Origin of the sequence: Methyloprofundus sedimenti (assembly GCF_002072955.1) — a bacterium.
GTDB classification, from domain to species: Bacteria; Pseudomonadota; Gammaproteobacteria; order Methylococcales; family Methylomonadaceae; genus Methyloprofundus; species Methyloprofundus sedimenti.
This window is the reverse complement of the sequence record NZ_LPUF01000004.1, coordinates 174,431-194,682: the sequence shown is the minus strand read 5'-3', so window position 1 is coordinate 194,682 and position 20,252 is coordinate 174,431. Positions and strand designations below refer to the sequence as shown.

Here is a 20,252-nt window from a genome sequence, read left to right as displayed (position 1 = left end):
CATTACCAGCGCCAGGACTAACAGAGACAAACATTAGGGTGTATCATTAAGCTTTAATGGTTTTATCTTTCACCTTGTTGAAAAACACTCTATGTTCAAGATCATATTTTTCATTGCTATTTATCTTTATACTGCCAGCAGCTTTGCCGGTTCAATAGCTCACGATTGGGCCAAGCGTACTACGCCTACCATTAATTCAGTCTCACAAAGTATTGGTGACTATACCAACGGTTGTATCAGTGGTGCGGCGAAATTACCTAGCTCAGGAAACGGTTATCAAGTCATGCGCTTATCGCGTAGTCGTTTCTATGGACATACTGCTCTGATAGACTATATTCAAAAATTAGGGCAATTCGCAGTTACTGAAAAATTAGGTACCATATTGGTGGGTGATCTTGGGCAAGCCCGAGGAGGACCAACCATTAGCGGCCATCGCAGTCATCAATCAGGTTTGGATGTGGATATATGGTTTTTGTTACCACAACAATTAGACAACCGACTGCTAACCGCCAACGAGAGGGAAACCTGGAGTGCGACATCGGTAGTGAACATGAAAAAAGATACAGTGGATTACCGCCAATGGACTCAGGCGCATGAAAAAATGTTGCAGATTGCGGCAAGCCAGCCCGAAGTTGCCCGGATTTTTGTTAACCCCAGTATTAAGCGCGAATTATGCGCTCATAAAACCGCAGCATCGGGTGCGTGGCTGCGAAAAATCCGCCCTTGGTGGAAGCATGATGATCATTTTCATGTGCGACTGAAATGCCCTGACAACAATCCCAACTGCCAAGATCAGGCACCTGTACCTGCTGGCAATGGCTGTGATGCTAGTTTGGCCTGGTGGTTTTCCCGGGAAGCCAAAACACCCGCCAAACCAACCAAACCAACCCCGCCTAAGCCACCACTACCTGCGCTATGTGAAAAGGTTTTACTTCAGTGATTATGCGGTAACTATTCAGCCAACAAAGTGAAGCATTATTCTGGCCGTCGCTGAAATTGGCGGATTCTAAGTTTTATTGCTCGGATTTTTGCTCATCTGTTGGCTTGATTTCTCTTTAGCTTTGGAGGCTTCAAGCCGGCTAACCCATTGATATCGCACTATCTGACGGTGGATATATGACCTATAAAAATGTTTTTATTATATTTAGTTTTTTATGGAATTTTATAACTGGACTGACTTCTATCCTGGGTAATTTTAAAATTGAATCAGATTTTATGGTTGAGCTATTTAATGGTTTAACTTCAAAAGAACTGGCAGAATACACATTATTGGTTTTTGCTATTATTTCACTTTGTTTTGCTACTGGGTTTGCACTTATTTTACTTAACCTGAGTTCGGGATAAGACGTCATAACAAAGGTAATAAATCTTCTCTACGTAAGTTGAGTGCAGGCTTTTTTTCCTGGTAAGAATAAGCAACTAAACAAGCAACAATATTGATCATATAATTCGTAAGCGAACGATGTCTAGAGTGCTCAAGCTGAAAAATATTTTTAAGTTGATCATTGATAGTTTCAATAATGCTACGCTTTCTCAATAAAAGTGCATCAAAAGCAGCTATGACTCGTGGTTTCATATTTTTCTTGAGAGTTGTGATTAACTCAACATCATCGGTTGCTAAAAGTTCAGTGAGTTTTTTAGAAATATATCCTCTATCGCCAAAAAGCTTTCCAATCAGATTTTTAGCCAATTTTGGTACGGGTTTACGGTCATCAACATTCCCTTTCGTGATTGAAAAAGAAAGTATTTCCCCTCGATCATCCACAATAATGTGTAATTTAAACCCATAGAACCAGCCCGTAGAAGACTTGCCTCGTTGGGCCACATCTTTGAAAGTTTTATGGCGCGGAATACGAATATTTTTACAAACGCAAAGGGGTGTTGAATCAACAAATGCAATACCTTCACTTCGGCCACAACGTGTTTGCATAAAAGCCGTTAAAGGACCGATAATATCGGGCAATAATTCAATGAAACGGTTATAACTCGGCACCTTTGGGAAAGCTTTAGATAAGTTTTTGGGCAAGTAGCGTAAATAAAACCATTTAAATGTGTCATACCCTGACTGATGATAGTAAACAATCAAAGTAATTATTTCACTGGGGCTAATGCAACGCTTTTTCCGTCTTTTCTTTTCACCGTTTTCTATTTGGGTTTTCTCCCAGTGGGGTAAAAAGGTTTTACAAAAATCATCTACATCACAAAATAATCGGGTTAAACTTAGCATTGGGCAGTCTTAGAAAAAATAAATTCTTGGTTGTTTCTATTTTTTCAGATTTTCAAAAGACTGCCCACCTTTTCTTATCCCGAACTCAGGTTACTTAGTCAATTTTTTAATAAAGAAAATAAAAAGCCAAGCAAAGAAGAGCTATTCTTTAAAGATGTGATTAATAATATGAGGGACCCAAACAGCATTAAGTGGAGCTATAAAAACCATCACAACCTTGATATGTCTGGCATTCCATTATATGAGACATGGGAGAAATGGTTAAAAGATCTTATTAATCACATGGATGTACAAAATATTGATTATCCGAATTTTGGGGATCATTATTATTTTTATGAAATGACATCAGGGAAAGAAATAAACATACCTATAGGTGTTGAAGATACTAGAAACAAAAAAGTACGAGATTCATTTAAAAACGGCATGGTTTTGAGATTGATGCCTAGAGAAACATAATATTGTTAATATATGGAAAGGAGTCCATATAGTACCTATATAAGATACAGAAAAATCCATCTATCCTTATATTAAACCTAGTAAAGTGGATATTTTTACTTTGTTTTTCCACTTACCGCATCATAGCCATCTTTATAATGGAAGGCAATAAAACCATGGTGATGAATAATGGACTTTTCAGGGGCTGGATTTGTAGATTAAAATGACAATTTTTCTGTGTCAGGAGCAAGCAAAGCCACACTATATTTATTTGACCACCAGAGTAACTTTATTTAAATCACCTGAATACTTGCCGCTATTAGAGCTTGACCTAATGCTATTCCGCCATCGTTTACAGGATATTTTTGTGGACTTAAAACAGCTTTCCCGTATAGCTGTAATTGCTGCGTTATGGATTCTAGTAACAGCTTGTTTTGAAACACGCCTCCGCTTAAAACAATGGTATTAGTTTGCGTTTGTGCGGATAGTTTTAATAGTAACGCGACACTTGCTGAAATTAAAGTGTGATGAATTCTAGCGGCTATTACCGCTTTATTTCGCTGCTGTTGCAAATCCTGTAAAACAGCCAGTAAGAGTGTTCGAAAATTGAGTACACAGATATTATGTGAGGACTCTATGGCATAGTCATAAGCATTATCTTGTTGTCGGATAAATTCAGATGCTGCCAGGCTTTCTAACATGATAGCCGCCTGTCCTTCAAAGGCAATTTGCTCTGGACATATCCCTAATAAAGCAGCAAAGGCATCGAACCAGCGTCCACAAGAACTGCTTAATGGCGAGTTGAGTTTGTTTTCTATCATGGTCGCCAGGATGGATAAGGGTTTTGTTTCCAGCAAGCGGATAATATCCAGATCAGCAAATTCTTTGCTAATGGCTGTATAGTCAAAGTTATGTGCAAGTTGCGCATAGGCATTACGCCATGGCTCGCGTATGGCTTGTACACCACCAGGCATGGGCACTTTCTGTAGATGACCCAGGCGCTGGCAAGTTACATAATCAGCAAGCATAAATTCCCCGCCCCATAATTCGCCCTTCAGACCCATGCCTGAACCATCAAAAACGGCTGCTAATACCGCTGGTGTATCTATAGCCAGGCCATGCTCAGCGATACACGCGGCGATATGGGCATGATGATGCTGTACCCTTAGCAGGCTTATTGACTGTTCCTGAGCCAGTTGTTCCCCGTATTGCGTGGACAAATAGCCGGGATGGAGGTCAACGGCAATAATATCTGCGTTAAAATCGAACAGTTGTTGATAGCGTTTAATCTGCTGACGGTAATCCTGTTGCGCCGCTACATTTTCCAGGTCGCCAATATGTTGGGACACGATAGCCATGCCATCTTTCAGCAGGCAAAAACTGTTTTTTAATTCCCCGCCCATTGCCAGAATTTGCAGCTGTTTGTTAAAGCCTTTCGGTAACGGCAGGGCTTCGGGGCTGAATCCGCGCGCACGACGTAAGACCTGTATTTTATCGCCTAAGTGACGCAGCACAGAATCATCCAGCCGGTTTACAATCTCGCGGTTATGCATTAAAAAATAGTCTGCAAGCCCGGCTAATTTTTGCCGTGCCTGTTGATTATCAGTGCATTGCGGTTCATCACTTAGATTTCCAGAGGTCATCACTAACGGGCTGGACAAGTGCTGCAGCAGTAAATAATGCAAGGGGGTATAAGGTAGCATAAAGCCCAGCTTGTCTTCAGCGGGTGCAACACTGTGCGCCTGTTTCTTACCTTGCGCGGCTAAAATAATGATCGGGGCTTGCTTATCTGTCAAAGCTTGCTGCTCGATATTGCCAAGCTGAGCATACTCTTTGACTTGCTGGCTATTTTTTGCCATTAGGGCAAAAGGTTTGGCATAACGTTTTTTGCCTTGCCTTAATCTGGTTACAGCCATTTCATTATTTGCATCGCAGGCGAGATGAAAACCGCCTAAACCTTTAATTGCAATAATCTGTCCTTGCTGTAATAACAAAGCCGCTTGTATTATAGGATCAGTAGACGATATGTTCTGCAACCGGGCATCTTCCAGCCAGATCTCTGGTCCGCAATCAGAGCAGCAGTTTGCTTGAGCATGAAAGCGGCGATTATCCGGAGCATCATATTCCGCCTGACAGGCAGGGCACATGGGGAACTCTGCCATACTGGTATTACAACGGTCATAAGGAATCGCTTTAATAATGGATAAGCGCGGTCCACAATGGGTGCAATTGGTAAAAGGGTATTGATAGCGGCGATTATGTGGATCGTTAATTTCCGCCAGACACTCAGGACAGGTCGCTGCATCGGCAGTAATCATTGTTTGTGCAAAGGCGTGTTGCTGGCTGGCTATAATTTCAAAACTGTTATGCTCGGAGCGCGTGGTCAGCTCGGTGGTTTCTAAAACAAGAATATTTGCTAGCGGCGGTAGTTGTAGAGGAATTTGCCTAATAAAATACTGTAGCTGAGCTGAGCTTCCCCAGGCATGAATCATCACCCCTTGCTCGTCATTCCACACGCCACCTTTAAGGCCGCATTGTCTGGCTAAATGCCAGATAAAAGGACGAAAGCCAACACCTTGTACGGTTCCGCGAACCCGGATGGCTTTGCCCGGCATTAACAAATGCGAGGGAGTTGTTCGCCCGCTAGCCAATCGACAATACGTTGTCCACCAAAAGCGGTGTTCATTTGTACAAAATGATTATCGTCACTAATGACTTTGCCAATAATCGCGGCATTTTTGCCTAATGGATTCTGTTGCATGGTCGTTAATATGGATGCCGCATGTTCGGCAGGACAAATACACACCAATTTACCTTCATTAGCAACATACAGGGGATCAAGCCCGAGGATTTCACAAGCGGCTCTCACTGCGGATTTTATCGGAATTTTTTGTTCTTCAATTACCATACCTACAGCTGATTGAGCAGCAAGTTCATTTAAGCTGGTTGCTAGTCCGCCGCGTGTGGGATCGCGCAAACAATGAATATCTTTCGTCACGTCCAGCATATCAGCGACTAAATTATGTAGTGAGGCTGAATCAGAAATAATTGTCGTAGCAAACTGCAGATTTTCCCGGCTGGACATAATCGCCACACCATGATCACCGATTGAACCGCTGAGAATAATTGCATCACCCGCCTGAGCTCTATTTCCAGAGATATTCACACCAGCAGGCACCACTCCAATTCCGCAGGTATTAATAAATACGCCATCGCCCTTGCCCCGTTCGACAACCTTGGTGTCTCCGGTAATAACAGCTGTGCCCGCCTGTTTAGCGGCGGCCGCCATGCTGATGACTATTTTTTCCAGTTCAGCCAGAGGGTAACCTTCTTCAAGAATAAACCCGGCTGATAAATACAAGGGTTTTGCACCAGACATGACAACATCATTGACCGTGCCGTGTATTGCCAAAGATCCGATATCACCGCCAGGAAAAAATAATGGCGTGATCACATGTGAATCGGTACTCATGACCATGCGTCCCGCTTCGACATTAAACAATGCCTGATCATTGCCTTGTCTAAGCAATTCGTTATCAAGATGTTTAACAAATATTGACGCAATCAATTGCGCCATCGCCCGGCCGCCACTGCCATGACTTAGATTTACCTGTCCGTTTCTTATATCAAGGTTCGTTCTAGATTGTCGTATGTCACCCGTTTTAGTCATATTTCTCAAGTTGATTTTTAAATTACCTAAATACTAAAGTCGGTTCTGTCCCTTTGATTATGCAGACAGCTTATTTGTTCTCGCACCACGCAATCGACCATAAGACCAGTAAGCCGCACAAGCGCCTTCTGAAGACACCATGCACGAACCCATTGGATTTTCCGGGGTACACACCGTACCCAGTAATTTACAATCAACAGGTCGTTTCGCGCCGCGTAAAATAGCCGGGCATTCGCATCCTTTGACATCCGATGCCTTGATGGCTGGCAACTGAAAGCGTAATTCAGCATCAAACTGTGCATAGTTTGCCCTGAGTTTTAAAGCACTTTTCGGGATTAAGCCCAGGCCGCGCCATTCAAATTCATCTCGCAGGCAAAACACCTCATTCATTAAGCTTTGTGCTTTTACATTGCCTGTTCTGGTGACTGCCCGGGTATATTCATTTTCTACTTGATGGCGACTGGTATTCAATTGACGAATCAACATCAGACTGGACTGCATAACATCCAGTGGCTCAAATCCGGCAATGACAATTGGTTTAAGATAGTGCTGCGCAAAAATCTCATAGGCCTGGCTGCCAATAATCGTACTGACATGCGACGGTCCTAGAAAGCCATCAATCGAAACGGGTTCGGGTGCATCAAGAATGGCCTGCATGGCCGATGGGGTCAACACATGATTACAAAATATCGAAAAGTTTTTTAAGCCTTGTTCACTTGCTTGTTTAATTGCCACAGCAGTCGGTGGCGTGGTGGTTTCAAATCCGATGGCAAAAAACACCACTTCGCGATTCGGATTATCGCGGGCAATTTTTAAGGCATCCTGGGTGGAATAAATCATGCGAATATCACCGCCTGATGCTTTCGCTTTTAATAAGCTTTTCCCCAGACTCGCGGGTACGCGTAACAAGTCGGCATAGATGCATAAAATAACATCATGTTGCTCGACCAGTTCAATAGCGTTATCAATTCGCCCCATGGGCAAGACGCAGACAGGGCAGCCCGGGCCATGGATAAATTCAACATTATCCGGAAGCAGGTCCTGTATGCCATAACGAAAAATAGCATGGGTATGGCCGCCACAAAACTCCATTAACCGGTAGGTTCTGTTGTTATCTGCTTCTTGTTTAATTGCGTTGGCTAGTTGTTGCGCCAGTGAATGTTCTCTGAATTCGTCTATATATTTCATGATGCCCAACTCAAACCCGCTTCGGCAAATAAAGCAATGGTTTTCAAGGCTTCGTCCTGATCAATTTTATTCAGTGCATAACCGACATGCACCAGCACATAATCGCCAATAACAACATCATCGACCAACGCCAGTGAAACCTCGACTTGAACATTATCAACGGTTACCGTCGCCCTGTCGTTAGAGGTATCAAGGGCAATAATTTTTGCGGGGATGGCTAGGCACATAATTAAAATCTTTGTTTGTATTAAAAGGAGTGCAATAGCTTTGGCGATTGCAGATAAAAGAAAAAAGCTAAAGCTTTTTTACTCCTGAGTGTGAAACGAGTGCTGAAAATGTACCCGATTTACGGCGGGTTAAGCTGTTTCAGAAAAATCAACTAATTGCATTGCCCGACTTGCGTTTAGCCACTGCACCCAGCTCTCCATGCCGATGCCGGATTTAGCCGATAATTGCACTATTTTAATACGTGGATTCACTTGTTTCGCATATTGAATACATTGCGCTACATCAAAATCAACATAAGGTAATAAATCAACTTTATTTAAAATCATTAAATCCGCAGCATAAAACATATCCGGATATTTCAGCGGCTTATCTTCACCTTCAGTGACCGAAAGAATCGCTACCTTATGCGCTTCACCTAAATCAAAACTGGCAGGGCAGACCAGATTACCGACATTTTCGATAAACAAGATACTTGCTGCTGCGGGTTTCAGGTTTTCCAGTGCATGACAAATCTGGTGTGCATCCAGATGGCAACCTTTACCGGTATTAATTTGTAATGCCTTAACACCGGTTGCTCGAATGCGGTCGGCATCATGGGTGGTTTGCTGGTCGCCCTCTATAACCGAGATATCCAGCTGGTCTTTCAATAGCGCAATAGTTTCTGTTAGTAGGCTGGTTTTACCCGAGCCAGGACTGGAAACAAGGTTTAAGGTTAATATACCGTGTTTGCTAAAATAATCCCGATTGTCACTCGCATATTGATTATTTTTGCTTAAAATATCCTGCTCAATTTGCACCATCCGCGCCTGACTTAAGCCGGGTGCATGAGCATGTGCCGCTCCTGATCCATAATCATGAGTGTGGCTGTGTTTTCCATGATGATGTTCATGTTCATGAGTATGTTCTATTGTGGTTTCACCTTCACTGCATCCGCATACGGTACACATTATTCTACCTCCAGTTCTTTAATTCGCATTTGCTCACCATCATTCACCTGCAATTGAAATCCACCACATGCAGGACATGTATCATAACGTTGTTCAATGAGCACATTTTTATTGCATTGCAAACACCAGGCCTGTCCTCGAACTGTTACAATTTCCAGCCGTGCGTTTTCCGCTAGCGAGCCTTGCATTACTGCATCAAAACAAAAACGCATGGCATCTGGTTCTACCGATGAAAGGGCTCCAATTTCCAGCCACACCCTGCTAACTTTACTGTAGTGCTGTTGCCTGGATTGTTGTTCTAATATCTCCAGAACGCTTTCGCATAATGACATTTCATGCATAATCCTAGAAACCGCAGTTGAACACGGATTTTGTGGAAAATCTGAGTGTGAAAGGCAAGGCACAGCTCGCAGGCAATGGCCGTAGCCCTTTGCAAGAGCTGTAACGTAGTATTTCGTGCTCAGGTTTATCCACAAAACCGTGAAGCGGAGTATAGCCACCCAACAGGTGACAAGAATTTAAGGTCATTATACTTTATATTCAGTCACTTATAGTGTTTGTAGCGGTCAACTTCGGTTTCTAGGATAATAATTACTCTGCAATATTCGCTGTTATTTATATGATATATAACATCTAAATAATTCGTTAACCAGCTAAATGTAATATGCTTGGGTATTCGGTGCAAGTTATTTAATTTGGTTTGAGTGGTCTCCCCATAGTTTATATTACATTTCCCGTATTAATGAACTGAATTTTAATGTACTATAGCTTTCCCAGTTCTCCGTTATCAATCATATTTTTGTGCCAGCCCCTTACTCAGTCGATATTCGAAAAAAAGTGCTCAATGCTATTGAGATAGACAAACAAAGTAAACCTGATATAGCTAAACGTTTCGCTGTTTCTTATTCTTTTGTTTATACCTTATGGCAACATTACCAGGAAACTGGCATGATTGCAGCCAAAAAAGTAGGCGGGCATGTTGCACCAAAAGTAGATGAAGCGGGTGCTCTTGAGATAAAAGAATGGCTAATAAAAAAGCCTGATTTGACACTAAATGATCTTTGTGACCGATATGCTGAACACTTTGGTATTAGCATGGGGAAAAGTTCAATGGATAGAGCTCTTAAGCGTATGAATATTCGATATAAAAAAAAGTCCGTACGATCCAGCTAAATATTGTGACCGAACTAAAAAGCTAAAAATAGACTATTGCACTGAAATCGCCGATATATCGCTCGATAAGCTCATTTTTCTTGATGAAATGGGCGCAGGACTGAATCTCTCACCTCTTTATGGGCGAGCACCGTCAGATCAGCGTGTTTATGATGAAGCGCCGGTTGCTAAAGGGCAGCGTATAAGTATGGTCGGGGCAATGACATCAGCCGGTATGAAAACCGCCTTAAATTTTGAAGGAACCATGACAGGACTTGTATTCCTCTACTTTTTGAAGCATTTTCTTTGCCCCTTACTCGCTGAAGGTGACTATGTTGTGATGGATAATGCCTCAGTTCATAAAGTAGATGAGATTAAGGATCTTATTCAAAAGACAGGAGCAAAGCTTATTTATCTACCGCCTTACTCACCTGACCTTAACCCGATTGAATTAGCATGGAATAAAATTAAACAGTACTTACGCAAACAAAGACCACGAACCGTTGAAGCGTTATATCAAGCTTATGCCGAAGGGTTGAAATGCATCAGTACAGATAATGCTCTAAGCTTTGTTAATCACTCAATGAAGTTCGCTATTTAAGTGGGATATGTAATACTCAAATTCTGATAAATTTTTCCCAGGCGATGATTGATAAGGTAGCAAAATTGATTTGTAGCAAGGTAAAACAGTGGCAATGGAATTTGAGACCAGGAGACTCGATGAAGAATTTGGCAAGAGAATGTAATGCAAAAATATGCGGCTGAATAGCATTTGTTATTGACGATATTGCATCTCAGTACTTTTCACGGATATACTTGGCGCGGCCACATATGCGGTTTTCTAGCGGCCGATTTTAATCGATAGCCGCGTTGCTGGAACAGTTACGTAGCTTGCTATGCGCCTGTTTCGCGCCTTGCTCTCGACTAAAATTAACTCGCTATACAACCGCACCCGTGACCGCGCGAAGTATAGATTATCGTTTAATACTTTGGACTACTCGGCTGAGGCGGGTAACGGCCACAATCCCGTTACCTCGGACCCGATAGCTTAGAACTAACATTAAATCAGGATTAGTGGAAATGCTCCGCGTAACATTATCGCGCGAAGCATGACCAGACCTTTAGACTATTTTAGAATTACGATGCCTTTTAATAAGTTCAACGCTTCTTTTAATGGATAGTCACGCATATCAACTCCTTTTGGGTCTTCTTCGTTGTCATTTTCTTTTGTGTTTTCTGGAGTTTTCGTTTTTTTGCCATTGCCATTCGCTAAATGACCTGATAAATCAGCTTCTTTAATAGGCTTAAAACTGCTTGCTTCTAATGACTCGAGTTTAAGGCGTTCAAGCTCTATATCAGGCTCAATGCCTGTCGCCTGTATTGAACGACCTGCAGGAGTGAAATATCGCGCAGTAGTGATTTTTACCGCTCCGCCATTGCCCGTAGGCATAATTGTCTGCACTGAGCCTTTACCAAAGGATTTAGTTCCCATAATAATTGCGCGTTTATGATCCTGTAAAGCACCGGCAACGATTTCTGAGGCAGAAGCAGAACCCGCATTAATCAAAACAACAATAGGCGCTCCATCTAATAAATCACCAGGTGTTGCATTAAATTCCATCTGCGAGTCTTTAATACGTCCTTCTGTATAAACGATTTTACCTGAGTTTAAAAAAGCATCACTGACTGACACTGCGCCATCGAGAACTCCACCAGGATTGTTGCGTAAATCCAGCACTAACCCTTTTAGCGGTCCGCCATTTTCTTTCTTAAGTTCGTCAACTGCATCTTTCAAGGCTTCGCCTGTAGGCGATTGAAAGCTACTGATACGTATATAGCCAAAACCATCTTCTAAAATACGACTGCGTACGCTTTTTACCTTAATAATATCTCTGACTAAAGTTACGTCAAAAGGCGCCTCTTCACCTTCGCGCACAATGGTGAGCACGATTTTACTACCCACCTCACCACGCATTATTTTAACGGCATTAGTCAGAGACATGCCCTTAACAGGCTGGTCATCAAGTTTGATGATTAAATCACCGGGCTCAATGCCTGCACGTTGTGCAGGGGTATCATCTATAGGGGAGATTACTTTAACAAAGCCATCTTCCATTGTGACCTGTATTCCAAGTCCGCCAAATCGCCCGGTTGTTCCTACTTTAAGCTCTTTATACTCTTCCGTATCTAAATAGCTAGAGTGAGGGTCCAGACCAACTAACATGCCTCTGATCGCATTTTCCAGTAGATCTTTATCGCTAACAGTCTCAACATAATCCTGTTTAATGCGACCAAAGACTTCCGTGAATGTGCGTAATTCCTCAAAAGGTAAGCTTACAGCCTGCTCGTTCTGCTCAGCGTCCTTATCTGCCAGTACTGAACCGGCGGTAGAAAATAAAACACCCAGGCAACAACCTACAAATAAGATAAAAATATTTTTTTGTTTAAGCACCTTGTACAAACTCCGTAACAATATTCCTGATAAATTCTATCTGTATCCATATTTGAATAGGGTTACAGATTCTAGATAAGTATTCTATATCAATATACAAATAAATAATGCAATTCAATTTAAAAAGAACGCATTACAACACATAATTATTTTACAGTTTCTTTGTCTTACACCCCGCAAAGCTAAAAGGTTGAGGTATATATACGCCTATTTTTTACACCATTTTTGCGGGTTAAGCGGTTTATTTTTTTTGCGGATTTCAAAATATAACCCCGCCTTGTCTCTACCCCCGCTGTTACCCACTGTTGCTATCGTATCACCAGCCTTTATCCAGTCACCTACGTCTCCATACAGGCTTTGATTAAATGCATACAGGCTCATAAAGTTTTTATCATGCTTTACGATAGCTAATAGGCCATAACCCTTAAACCAGCCTGAGAAAACAATTTGTCCATGGGCAATGGCTTTTATTTTGCTTCCTTCCTGTGCTTGAATTAATACTCCGTTCCATTTGCCACCTGAGCGCAGGCTACCAAAGCTTTTGGCGATCTTGCCTTGTACTGGCCAGGGTAATTTGCCTCTTAAATGAGTAAAAGACTGAGTCTTTATTTTATTGGCGATTTCGGTTCGAGTAACATACTCTAATCTTGAAATAAGCAACTTTAGTTGTTTTTCATTTTTTTTAAGTCTGGATAGTTGCTGACTGTTATCCTGATAGTCTTTATTAATTTTCTCAAGTAATTGTTTGCGCTCGATTTTGCTCAAGATCAACTGCTCTTGAAGTAATTTATTATCGGCCATTAACTTTGCCAGCTCTTGACTTTCCAGGAGCTTGTCTTGTTCTAAATTTGTTAGTAATTGCAAGCTGGCATTAATACGTTGCAGTTTATCCAGTCGTGCCTGATTAAAATATTTATAATAAGTCATGATGCGACTGCTTCGATTGACATCTTGCTGATTGAGCAATAGTTTTAATTGCTCCTGTCGCCCGAGTGCGTACGCTGTTTTGACTTGCTCTGCTAGCTGTGATTTTTGTGTGTGTAACCAGCTATTTTGCAATTGCATTTCTTGTTGGATTTCATTAATGCGCTGGCGTTTCGAGTTGACTAGTGTGTCCAGTTCCTGAACCGTACGGGATATTTCTCCGTACTGTTGCTCAACGCGTTTCAATTCAGAACTCGCTTGATTTTTTTGCTTGTTCAAGTCGCTTAAGTTATCAGCGAGTACTTTAATTTTGTCCTGAATCTGACGTAACTCTTGGTCTTTGCTTACTGCAGCCATTCCGGTACTATGGCTGCAGAGTAGCAAAAACAGCAGAAAAAATCTAACGTGCACTTAAGACCCTGTCAAAAGAGATTTGCCATCCATTTCTACGGGTTGTGCTATGCCTAAAATTTCCAGCATAGTCGGGGCCAGATCTTTTAAACTGCCGCCATCGGCCAAAGGTCTTTTTCCGCCTACATAGACTAACGGAACCGGGTTAGTCGTATGTGAAGTTAATGGCCCGCCTTGGGCATCACGCATTTGTTCAATATTACCGTGATCAGCAGTAAGTAGCATTTGTCCCCCTACCTTTTCCAGAGCTTCAACAAGTGCAGCTAAAGATTTATCAATTGTTTCTACTGCTTTCAGTGCTGCTTCCCATTTGCCGGTATGCCCGACCATATCACAGTTTGCATAGTTGCATATGATGACATCATATTTTTGCTCGGTAATCGCATTGACCAAATGCTCAGTCACCTTTGCTGCATGCATTTCAGGTTGCAGGTCATAGGTTTTTACTTTAGGCGAGGGCACCAGAATACGATCTTCACCGGGATAGGGTTCATCAACACCACCATTCATAAAAAAAGTGACGTGAGCGTACTTTTCCGTTTCTGCTAGTCGTAATTGCAATAAGCCCTGTTGCGCCAACACTTCACCCAGCGTGTTTTTAATTTCCGAAGATGCGAAGGCGATGGGGTAAGTATATTTTTCATTATATTCAGTCAGGGTGACAAAACAACCTTGAAATCCGGCATGATTGCGATCAAACCCTGAGAAATCAGTATCAGTTATCGCCTGGCTAATTTCGCGAGCACGGTCAGCTCTAAAATTCATAAAAACGACAGAATCAGTGTCAGCCAGACTGGTGACTTCACCTTGTGCATTATGTATCGCTGTCGCCGGAACAAACTCATCAGTTTCCTCACGCTGATAGGCAGCTTGCAATCCCTCTATCGCGGACTGTGCTGTATATTCCCCTTTGCCTAAAACAATAAGTTGATGTGCTTTTTGTACGCGCTCCCAGCGGTTATCTCTGTCCATCGCATAAAAACGACCAATGATTGAAGCAATATGCCCTACACCTAACTGATCAATTTTATCCTGTAACATTGCAAGATATTCTTTAGCGCTACTCGGTGCAACATCGCGACCATCTAAAATGGCATGAATAGCTACTTTTTTTAAGCCTTTTTTTGCTGCCATTTCCAGCATTGCCAGAATATGGTCGATATGACTGTGAACGCCTCCAGTTGAAAGTAAGCCAAGAATATGCAACGTTCCATCATGACTTAATGCCTCGTTTACAGCAAGGCATAAGGCCGGGTTTTCAAAAAAACTGCCAGACTCTATTGCGTCACTGACTCTGGAAAAATCTTGGGGAATATAACGTCCGGTACCGATGTGCATATGCCCGACTTCAGAATTCCCCATTTGCTTATCAGGTAAACCCACAACGCGCCCGGAACAATTCAGTTGAGTCATAGGATATTTTTTCTGCAGACTATCCCAACATGGCGTATTAGCTTCAGCGATTGCGTTATAGCTTGTCTCTGCTCTAACGCCAAAGCCATCCAGAATTAATAATATTAAAGGTTTTGGTTTGATCATGATTTATCTCGTAGTTCCAAAAAATATAAACAACGCACTGTTGTGATGGGTACTATTTTATAACAATATAAGACTTTTGTACGTAGTGTGATGATGCCAGCCTAAGTATATTGTAAAAAATTACCTGTTAGTGCGCTTAATTTTAATTATTGTGCTTCATTTGGTTTTTGAGAGACTGCGCATCAAGATTATGAGTAAGTTGTTTTGTTGGATCGTTATCAGTGTAAAATACTCGAGCATTTGCTGAAGGTAATTGTTTTTGATGAAATTAAGAGTTTTCTAATAAGCCATTAATAGGCTAAACTACACAGTATAATCTACAAGCTCCAAATAAAAACTCACCTTGGCACTGTCTCTTGCTTACTTTAAAGCAGAACAAGTATGCAAAAACTGCTTATTTGGATGTTATAATTCGCGCCTTGCAAACAATATAGACTCATGGAAACTCAAGAAAATCACTCCTTATACGCAGATGCTGATATAGAACGAGCAGCACGCTGTTTAAAAGCTATGTCTCATCCTTTACGTTTAAAAATCCTTTGCGTACTGGGTACCGAGGCGATTAGCGTTCAAGATATCGTCGAGAAAGTGGGCACCAGTCAGAGTAATATATCTCAGCATCTCGCGATTTTAAGAGAAAAAGATATTTTAAACTTTAAAAAAGATGCCAACCGCGTTTTTTACTATATTGATGACCCGCGCATGCTTAAGCTGATTGAGATGATGCGTGAGATTTTTTGTCATCATCAATGCTAATTTTAACCCCTAAATAAAACTCACAATGGATCAATATATCGAATTCGCCTCTACTCACTGGATGCTTGTTACTGCATTTTTTGCAGTTTCATTTTTTTTAATTCAGGATATAGTCGAGGCGGGCATACGAAAATATAATACTATTTCGCCTATGCTTACTGTAACCAAATTAAATACGGGCCATCCAATTATCCTTGATGTCCGCGAAGCAAGTGAATTTAACAAAGGTCATATCGCAGATGCGATACATATACCTGTTGTAGATATTGAAGCTCAAATTAATAAAATTGATCTTTACAAAAAAGATGATGTAATCGTCGTTTGTCAATCTGGTACTCGTTCTGCTCCTGCCTGCTCTACACTACACAAGCTAGGTTTTGAAAATGTTTTTTTGATGACGGGCGGTATGCAGTCATGGGAAGAAAATAAGTTACCTATAGTTAAAAACAAAAAATAATTATCAATAACACTTACATTTAAATATAAACACAAATAATCATGGCTGAAGAAAACCAGGTACAAGAAAAACAATTTTCAATTCAAAAAATTTACACTAAAGATATTTCCTTTGAATCACCCGAATCACCAAAGATTTTCACTGAAAAGTGGGAACCTTCAGTGGACTTTAATTTAGGTACCAATGCATTGCCACTAGAAAACTCCATGTTTGAAGTTGCGATTACTGTCACTGTCACCGTTAAAACTGACGAAAAAACGGCTTACCTGGTGGAAGCGACGCAAGCAGGTATTTTTTCTTTAGCGGGTTTTTCAGACCAGGAAATGGGGCCGATGTTAGGCAGTTTCTGTCCTAATATCTTATTTCCCTATGCGCGTGAAGTTGTATCTGACTTAGTCGCCAAGGGCGGCTTTCCTCAGCTGCTTTTAGCGCCGGTAAATTTTGATGCCTTATATGCACAACATGTTCAGCAAGCACAACAAAAATCGGCTAGCACAAATACTTTAAACTAAAACCTGTAATGACAAGCAAGATTAGTGTTTTGGGCGCTGGTTCATGGGGCACGGCTCTGGCTATACAAGCTGCAAGAAATGGCAATCAAACCCTGCTTTGGGGCCATCAGCCAGAACATATTGCAAACCTGGCAGAAGACCGGCAAAACAAACGCTATCTTGCTGACCTGACTTTTCCCGATACACTCGAAGTCACGGATGATATTATACAAGCCGCCCAGTTTAGTGACATACTATTAATCTCTGTACCTAGTCACGTATTTCTAGAGACGTTGCTGAAAATTAAGCCCTTTGTCGGTAAGAAGGTGAAAATAGCCTGGGCAAGTAAAGGTTTTAACCCGGAAACAGGCGAATTACTGCATCAAATAGTGGCTAATCTATTCTCTGCCGAAACACCTGCGGCGGTATTATCCGGACCTTCCTTTGCCCGGGAAGTCGCAGTCGGCTTACCAACAGCAGTTACTATAGCTTCAACCCAGCAGACCTTTGCAAATCAGTTAGCGCAGATCATGCACAGCCCGCGCTTTCGTATCTATACAACCCCCGACATTATTAGCGTGCAAGTCGGTGGTGCGGTTAAAAATGTCCTGGCTATTGCAGCCGGCATTGCTGATGGTCTAGGCTTTGGCGCAAATACCCGGGCAGCTTTGGTTACTCGCGGCATAGCGGAAATTATTCGTCTGAACACCGCCCTGGGCGGGCAGCAGGAAACGCTAATGGGTTTAGCGGGTTTAGGTGATCTGATTCTTACCTGTACCGACAACCAGTCGCGTAATCGTCGCTTTGGTATGGCTTTAGGCCAGGGAAAAGACAGAGAACAGGCAATACAAGAAATTGGTCAGGAAGTTGAGGGAATCTCTGCAGCAAAAGAGACCTATATGCTGGCTAAAAAATATGGCGTGGATATGCCAATTACTGAACAAACCTACCGCGTATTATACGAAGGGCTTGCGCCTTTAAGTGCAGTACAAAACTTACTGCAACGAGACCAAAAGTCCGAGACACAGTACTGATTCCTGGACTCTATCTGATTATTCATACGCCTTTGGCAGTCCCTGTCCGCGATAGCTTTCGCCGGCACTGCTTAACATAGTTACAGCTATACAAATTAGCTATACTTCGCGCGGTGACGGTTGCGGATTTTATAGTGAGTCGATTTTTGTTGAGAGCAAGGCGCTGAAACAGGCGCATAGCTAGCTACGCAAATGTTTCAGTAACGCAGCTATCGGCAAAAAGCGGTCGCTAGAAAACTGTAACCGTGGTCGTGCGAAGTATATATTAAAGAATCAGGATCAGAAAAGACCTGATCCTGTCCCTGCTCTGTATGTCCTCTAAATTTTAAATAAAGGCTGCAAAGGGTCTGTTTGATCCTTTCCTGCTACAGTATCTGGTTTATGGTTTTGAAAAGCAGTCCAAAGCTCAGCCCCTTGCCAGGTTTGAGTGCTGACATTGCCGTATAAAATTGCATTTAATGATAATATCTCGCCCTGCAAGGGCTGCTCACATTGCTCAGCAATTTTGCTTAAACTAGACTGCTTAAATTTTTCACGTCCCCATTGCAGCAATGCATTTTTGGCCATTACTGGATCATTATTTGTACATGCTTTTTTCAGGCTTTTATCGACCGCTGATTTTTTTTCTACAGCGAATGGCTGTTTTTCCGTATGGTCCGTTTTCCTGGATAAAAAATACACTAAAGTCACTAGCCATGCACATGCAAAAAATAATGCGAGCCAGAACCATAAGGTTTTTATTTGCAGAAAAGTCCCGGTCTCTGGTTGTTGAGTATTCTCGTTAATTGTTGCTGGTGCAGGAGATACTAGGGGCGCTGTTGGTTCTAGGGGAACTGTTGAACCGGTTGCAGCAACCGCGGTTATAGTCCGTTCTGCTATCCGGGCTATTTCCATTTTCCGGGTTTGAGTATTCCACCAGGGAATTTCAATTGCCGGCAAGGTATAAGTACCTGCCTGGCCTGGAATCAAAGCAATCTTTTCTTCTCGAATAGATATTATGCCATCCTCTTTTGCTTCTTCTTCTAATACTGGCTGGTCAGGGTAGGCTTTTAAATTCTGTGGCATATTATCCTTATATAATTCGGGCAAGATGCCGACGGTTGCGCCTTCTACGAGTAAAGTAATGGTTCTCGTGGCCGGCTGACCTACGATCATCTGTGCAGCATTATCAGTCCATTTTTCCCTTAAATAGACTTGCTTAGCGGGCAGCCAGTCGTCAGTTCCTGCGCTGACTGGTTTAGCTTGTACCTCCAGGCTTATCGCTGCAGATTCGACACGCTGGGTACGCGTCTTTTGTCGATTAAAAAAACTATTAGACTGGCGCTGTCCTGGAATAACGATACTGGCTGTCAGATTAAGCGGGGCAATAGTCATAGTGCCACTTTTTTGTGGGAAAATAGCATATTTACGTTCCGTAACGACATAATTTTCACTTTGAAACTGGGTATTGTAATTCTTGTCTTCACCCAATTTTTCGATCACTGCATTTTCTAATGCCGGCTCGGTTAAGCTTGCCTGGGAAATATTAACTTTTCGATAAAGTTTTAAAGTATAAATAACTTGCTCTTGAATGTAGGGCTTGGGCGTGTCGACTTCGACCTGTAAAAACAAATCTTCATTTGTATTCGCAGCAACTTGAGCATCATTAACAACTATCGCGGCAAACTGACTGCTATCCTGGCCAAAATTAATGGCTGGAACGACCAGGTTTCCGGCATGTTTTGCCATCAAGGTTAAAATCCATTGTATAGATTTGGTTTTTTTCCAGTTAATAATCTGTACGGATTGTTGTTGTGTCTGATTTAAAATTTCAAAATCTTTGTCCAGTGGTGAGAAATCAGGTTCTACATCAGGTTGATCATTTGCAGTAAAGGTAATTTGAAAGGATTCATGTAAATTAATCGGATTACGATCGATACTAACACTGATATCGGCGGCAAACAGTGGGCTTGTCACAGTGAATAGCAATAAAAACAATGGCGCGAAAAGTCTAAATTTATTGGAAAAAATCATGGCTGTTTGATAAATGATAATAAGTTAAAACTGTGTTTATTTTACCCATTAATGTTTTTAAAAGCTTCACTAACGGAAAAACATACTCCTGTTAAATTAGAGCAGAATGAATGGGCAAAGTGCTGAGTGTGCGTCATTTTATAGGTAATGGGCACAAAAAGCCTTTGCTTATCAGTTCGGCTCACGAAGAGAATTCTCTGCTCAGGATTCGATACTACAATATTTTTTCGAGTATGCTGTTGTTGTTTTCCTTAACAGTACTTAGCGGCGTTTTGGCATTGCTTGAATGCTTGATTTCGCAACGTGTTTCATCGATTAATAGAGTTTC

The 20,252-nt window shown here is 41.8% G+C and carries 20 protein-coding genes; 9 read left to right on the top strand and 11 right to left on the bottom strand.

Annotation, left to right across the window (positions count from 1 at the left end; translation table 11 throughout):
- Positions 1-91 precede the first annotated feature (91 nt).
- Positions 92-940: a penicillin-insensitive murein endopeptidase gene (gene mepA, locus AU255_RS18495; RefSeq protein WP_080524361.1), complete on the top strand. Its 849-nt coding sequence runs from the start codon at positions 92-94 to the stop codon at positions 938-940.
- 176 nt (positions 941-1,116) lie between these two features.
- A complete protein-coding gene (locus AU255_RS18490) occupies positions 1,117-1,344 on the top strand; it encodes a hypothetical protein (RefSeq protein WP_080524360.1) in 228 nt (75 codons plus the stop codon).
- A gap of 4 nt (positions 1,345-1,348) precedes the next feature.
- Here AU255_RS18490 and AU255_RS18485 read toward each other — a convergent pair whose 3' ends face one another.
- Positions 1,349-2,227, bottom strand: coding sequence for an IS982 family transposase (locus AU255_RS18485; protein ID WP_080521034.1), 879 nt, complete (start codon positions 2,225-2,227; stop codon positions 1,349-1,351).
- Between the two features lie 30 nt (positions 2,228-2,257).
- Between AU255_RS18485 and AU255_RS18480 the strand changes: the two genes are divergently transcribed.
- Positions 2,258-2,683 (top strand): hypothetical protein, encoded by a 426-nt coding sequence (locus AU255_RS18480; protein ID WP_080524359.1) that lies wholly within the window; start codon positions 2,258-2,260, stop codon positions 2,681-2,683.
- Between the two features lie 272 nt (positions 2,684-2,955).
- Here the strand turns inward: AU255_RS18480 and hypF are convergent, their stop codons facing one another.
- The 6 genes from hypF to hypA all read right to left on the bottom strand — a co-directional run bounded on the left by hypF (position 2,956) and on the right by hypA (position 9,027).
- Positions 2,956-5,277 carry a carbamoyltransferase HypF gene (hypF, locus tag AU255_RS18475; protein ID WP_080524358.1) on the bottom strand — a complete coding sequence of 774 codons (2,322 nt, stop codon included), beginning with the start codon at positions 5,275-5,277 and terminating at the stop codon, positions 2,956-2,958.
- Positions 5,277-6,332 (bottom strand): hydrogenase expression/formation protein HypE, encoded by a 1,056-nt coding sequence (gene hypE, locus AU255_RS18470; RefSeq protein ID WP_080524357.1) that lies wholly within the window; start codon positions 6,330-6,332, stop codon positions 5,277-5,279. Before hypE ends, hypF begins: the two co-directional genes overlap by 1 nt.
- Positions 6,333-6,389: 57 nt before the next feature.
- Positions 6,390-7,520: a hydrogenase formation protein HypD gene (hypD, locus tag AU255_RS18465; RefSeq protein ID WP_080524356.1), complete on the bottom strand. Its 1,131-nt coding sequence runs from the start codon at positions 7,518-7,520 to the stop codon at positions 6,390-6,392.
- The gene (locus AU255_RS18460; protein ID WP_080524355.1) at positions 7,517-7,747 is read right to left on the bottom strand and encodes a HypC/HybG/HupF family hydrogenase formation chaperone; all 231 of its coding nucleotides are present in this window, start codon (positions 7,745-7,747) and stop codon (positions 7,517-7,519) included. Before AU255_RS18460 ends, hypD begins: the two co-directional genes overlap by 4 nt.
- A gap of 129 nt (positions 7,748-7,876) precedes the next feature.
- A complete protein-coding gene (hypB, locus tag AU255_RS18455) occupies positions 7,877-8,695 on the bottom strand; it encodes a hydrogenase nickel incorporation protein HypB (RefSeq protein ID WP_080524354.1) in 819 nt (272 codons plus the stop codon).
- Positions 8,695-9,027, bottom strand: coding sequence for a hydrogenase maturation nickel metallochaperone HypA (gene hypA, locus AU255_RS18450; RefSeq protein WP_332889080.1), 333 nt, complete (start codon positions 9,025-9,027; stop codon positions 8,695-8,697). Before hypA ends, hypB begins: the two co-directional genes overlap by 1 nt.
- A gap of 469 nt (positions 9,028-9,496) precedes the next feature.
- On the opposite strand from hypA, the gene AU255_RS18445 reads away from it, so the two are divergent.
- Together AU255_RS18445 and AU255_RS18440 are read left to right on the top strand one after the other, a co-directional pair.
- Positions 9,497-9,868, top strand: a complete 372-nt coding sequence (locus AU255_RS18445) for a helix-turn-helix domain-containing protein (RefSeq protein ID WP_158083035.1) — start codon at positions 9,497-9,499, stop codon at positions 9,866-9,868.
- Entirely contained in the window at positions 9,831-10,448 is a 618-nt protein-coding gene (locus AU255_RS18440; RefSeq protein ID WP_332889083.1) for an IS630 family transposase, read from the top strand. The genes AU255_RS18445 and AU255_RS18440 overlap by 38 nt, the downstream gene beginning before the upstream one ends.
- 525 nt (positions 10,449-10,973) lie before the next feature.
- Here AU255_RS18440 and AU255_RS18435 read toward each other — a convergent pair.
- From AU255_RS18435 to gpmI, 3 genes are all read right to left on the bottom strand, one after another.
- A complete protein-coding gene (locus tag AU255_RS18435) occupies positions 10,974-12,299 on the bottom strand; it encodes a S41 family peptidase (protein ID WP_080524352.1) in 1,326 nt (441 codons plus the stop codon).
- 207 nt (positions 12,300-12,506) lie between these two features.
- A complete protein-coding gene (locus AU255_RS18430; RefSeq protein WP_080524351.1) occupies positions 12,507-13,580 on the bottom strand; it encodes a murein hydrolase activator EnvC family protein in 1,074 nt (357 codons plus the stop codon).
- A gap of 54 nt (positions 13,581-13,634) precedes the next feature.
- Complete coding sequence (gene gpmI, locus AU255_RS18425; protein ID WP_080524350.1) at positions 13,635-15,173, bottom strand: 2,3-bisphosphoglycerate-independent phosphoglycerate mutase; 1,539 nt, start codon at positions 15,171-15,173, stop codon at positions 13,635-13,637.
- A gap of 438 nt (positions 15,174-15,611) precedes the next feature.
- Between gpmI and AU255_RS18420 the strand changes: the two genes are divergently transcribed.
- From AU255_RS18420 to gpsA, 4 genes are read left to right on the top strand one after another with little or no spacing between them, the layout of a single operon-like run.
- Positions 15,612-15,929 carry an ArsR/SmtB family transcription factor gene (locus AU255_RS18420; protein ID WP_080524349.1) on the top strand — a complete coding sequence of 106 codons (318 nt, stop codon included), beginning with the start codon at positions 15,612-15,614 and terminating at the stop codon, positions 15,927-15,929.
- 25 nt (positions 15,930-15,954) lie between these two features.
- On the top strand, positions 15,955-16,386 hold the full coding sequence (locus tag AU255_RS18415; RefSeq protein ID WP_080524348.1) for a rhodanese-like domain-containing protein: 432 nt from the start codon (positions 15,955-15,957) through the stop codon (positions 16,384-16,386).
- Between the two features lie 41 nt (positions 16,387-16,427).
- Positions 16,428-16,898, top strand: a complete 471-nt coding sequence (gene secB / locus AU255_RS18410; protein WP_080524347.1) for a protein-export chaperone SecB — start codon at positions 16,428-16,430, stop codon at positions 16,896-16,898.
- An 8-nt stretch (positions 16,899-16,906) separates the two neighbouring features.
- Positions 16,907-17,911 (top strand): NAD(P)H-dependent glycerol-3-phosphate dehydrogenase, encoded by a 1,005-nt coding sequence (gene gpsA / locus AU255_RS18405; protein ID WP_080524346.1) that lies wholly within the window; start codon positions 16,907-16,909, stop codon positions 17,909-17,911.
- 318 nt (positions 17,912-18,229) lie between these two features.
- Here the strand turns inward: gpsA and AU255_RS18400 are convergent, their stop codons facing one another.
- On the bottom strand, positions 18,230-19,867 hold the full coding sequence (locus AU255_RS18400) for a BatD family protein (protein ID WP_233144750.1): 1,638 nt from the start codon (positions 19,865-19,867) through the stop codon (positions 18,230-18,232).
- Positions 19,868-20,252 lie beyond the last annotated feature (385 nt).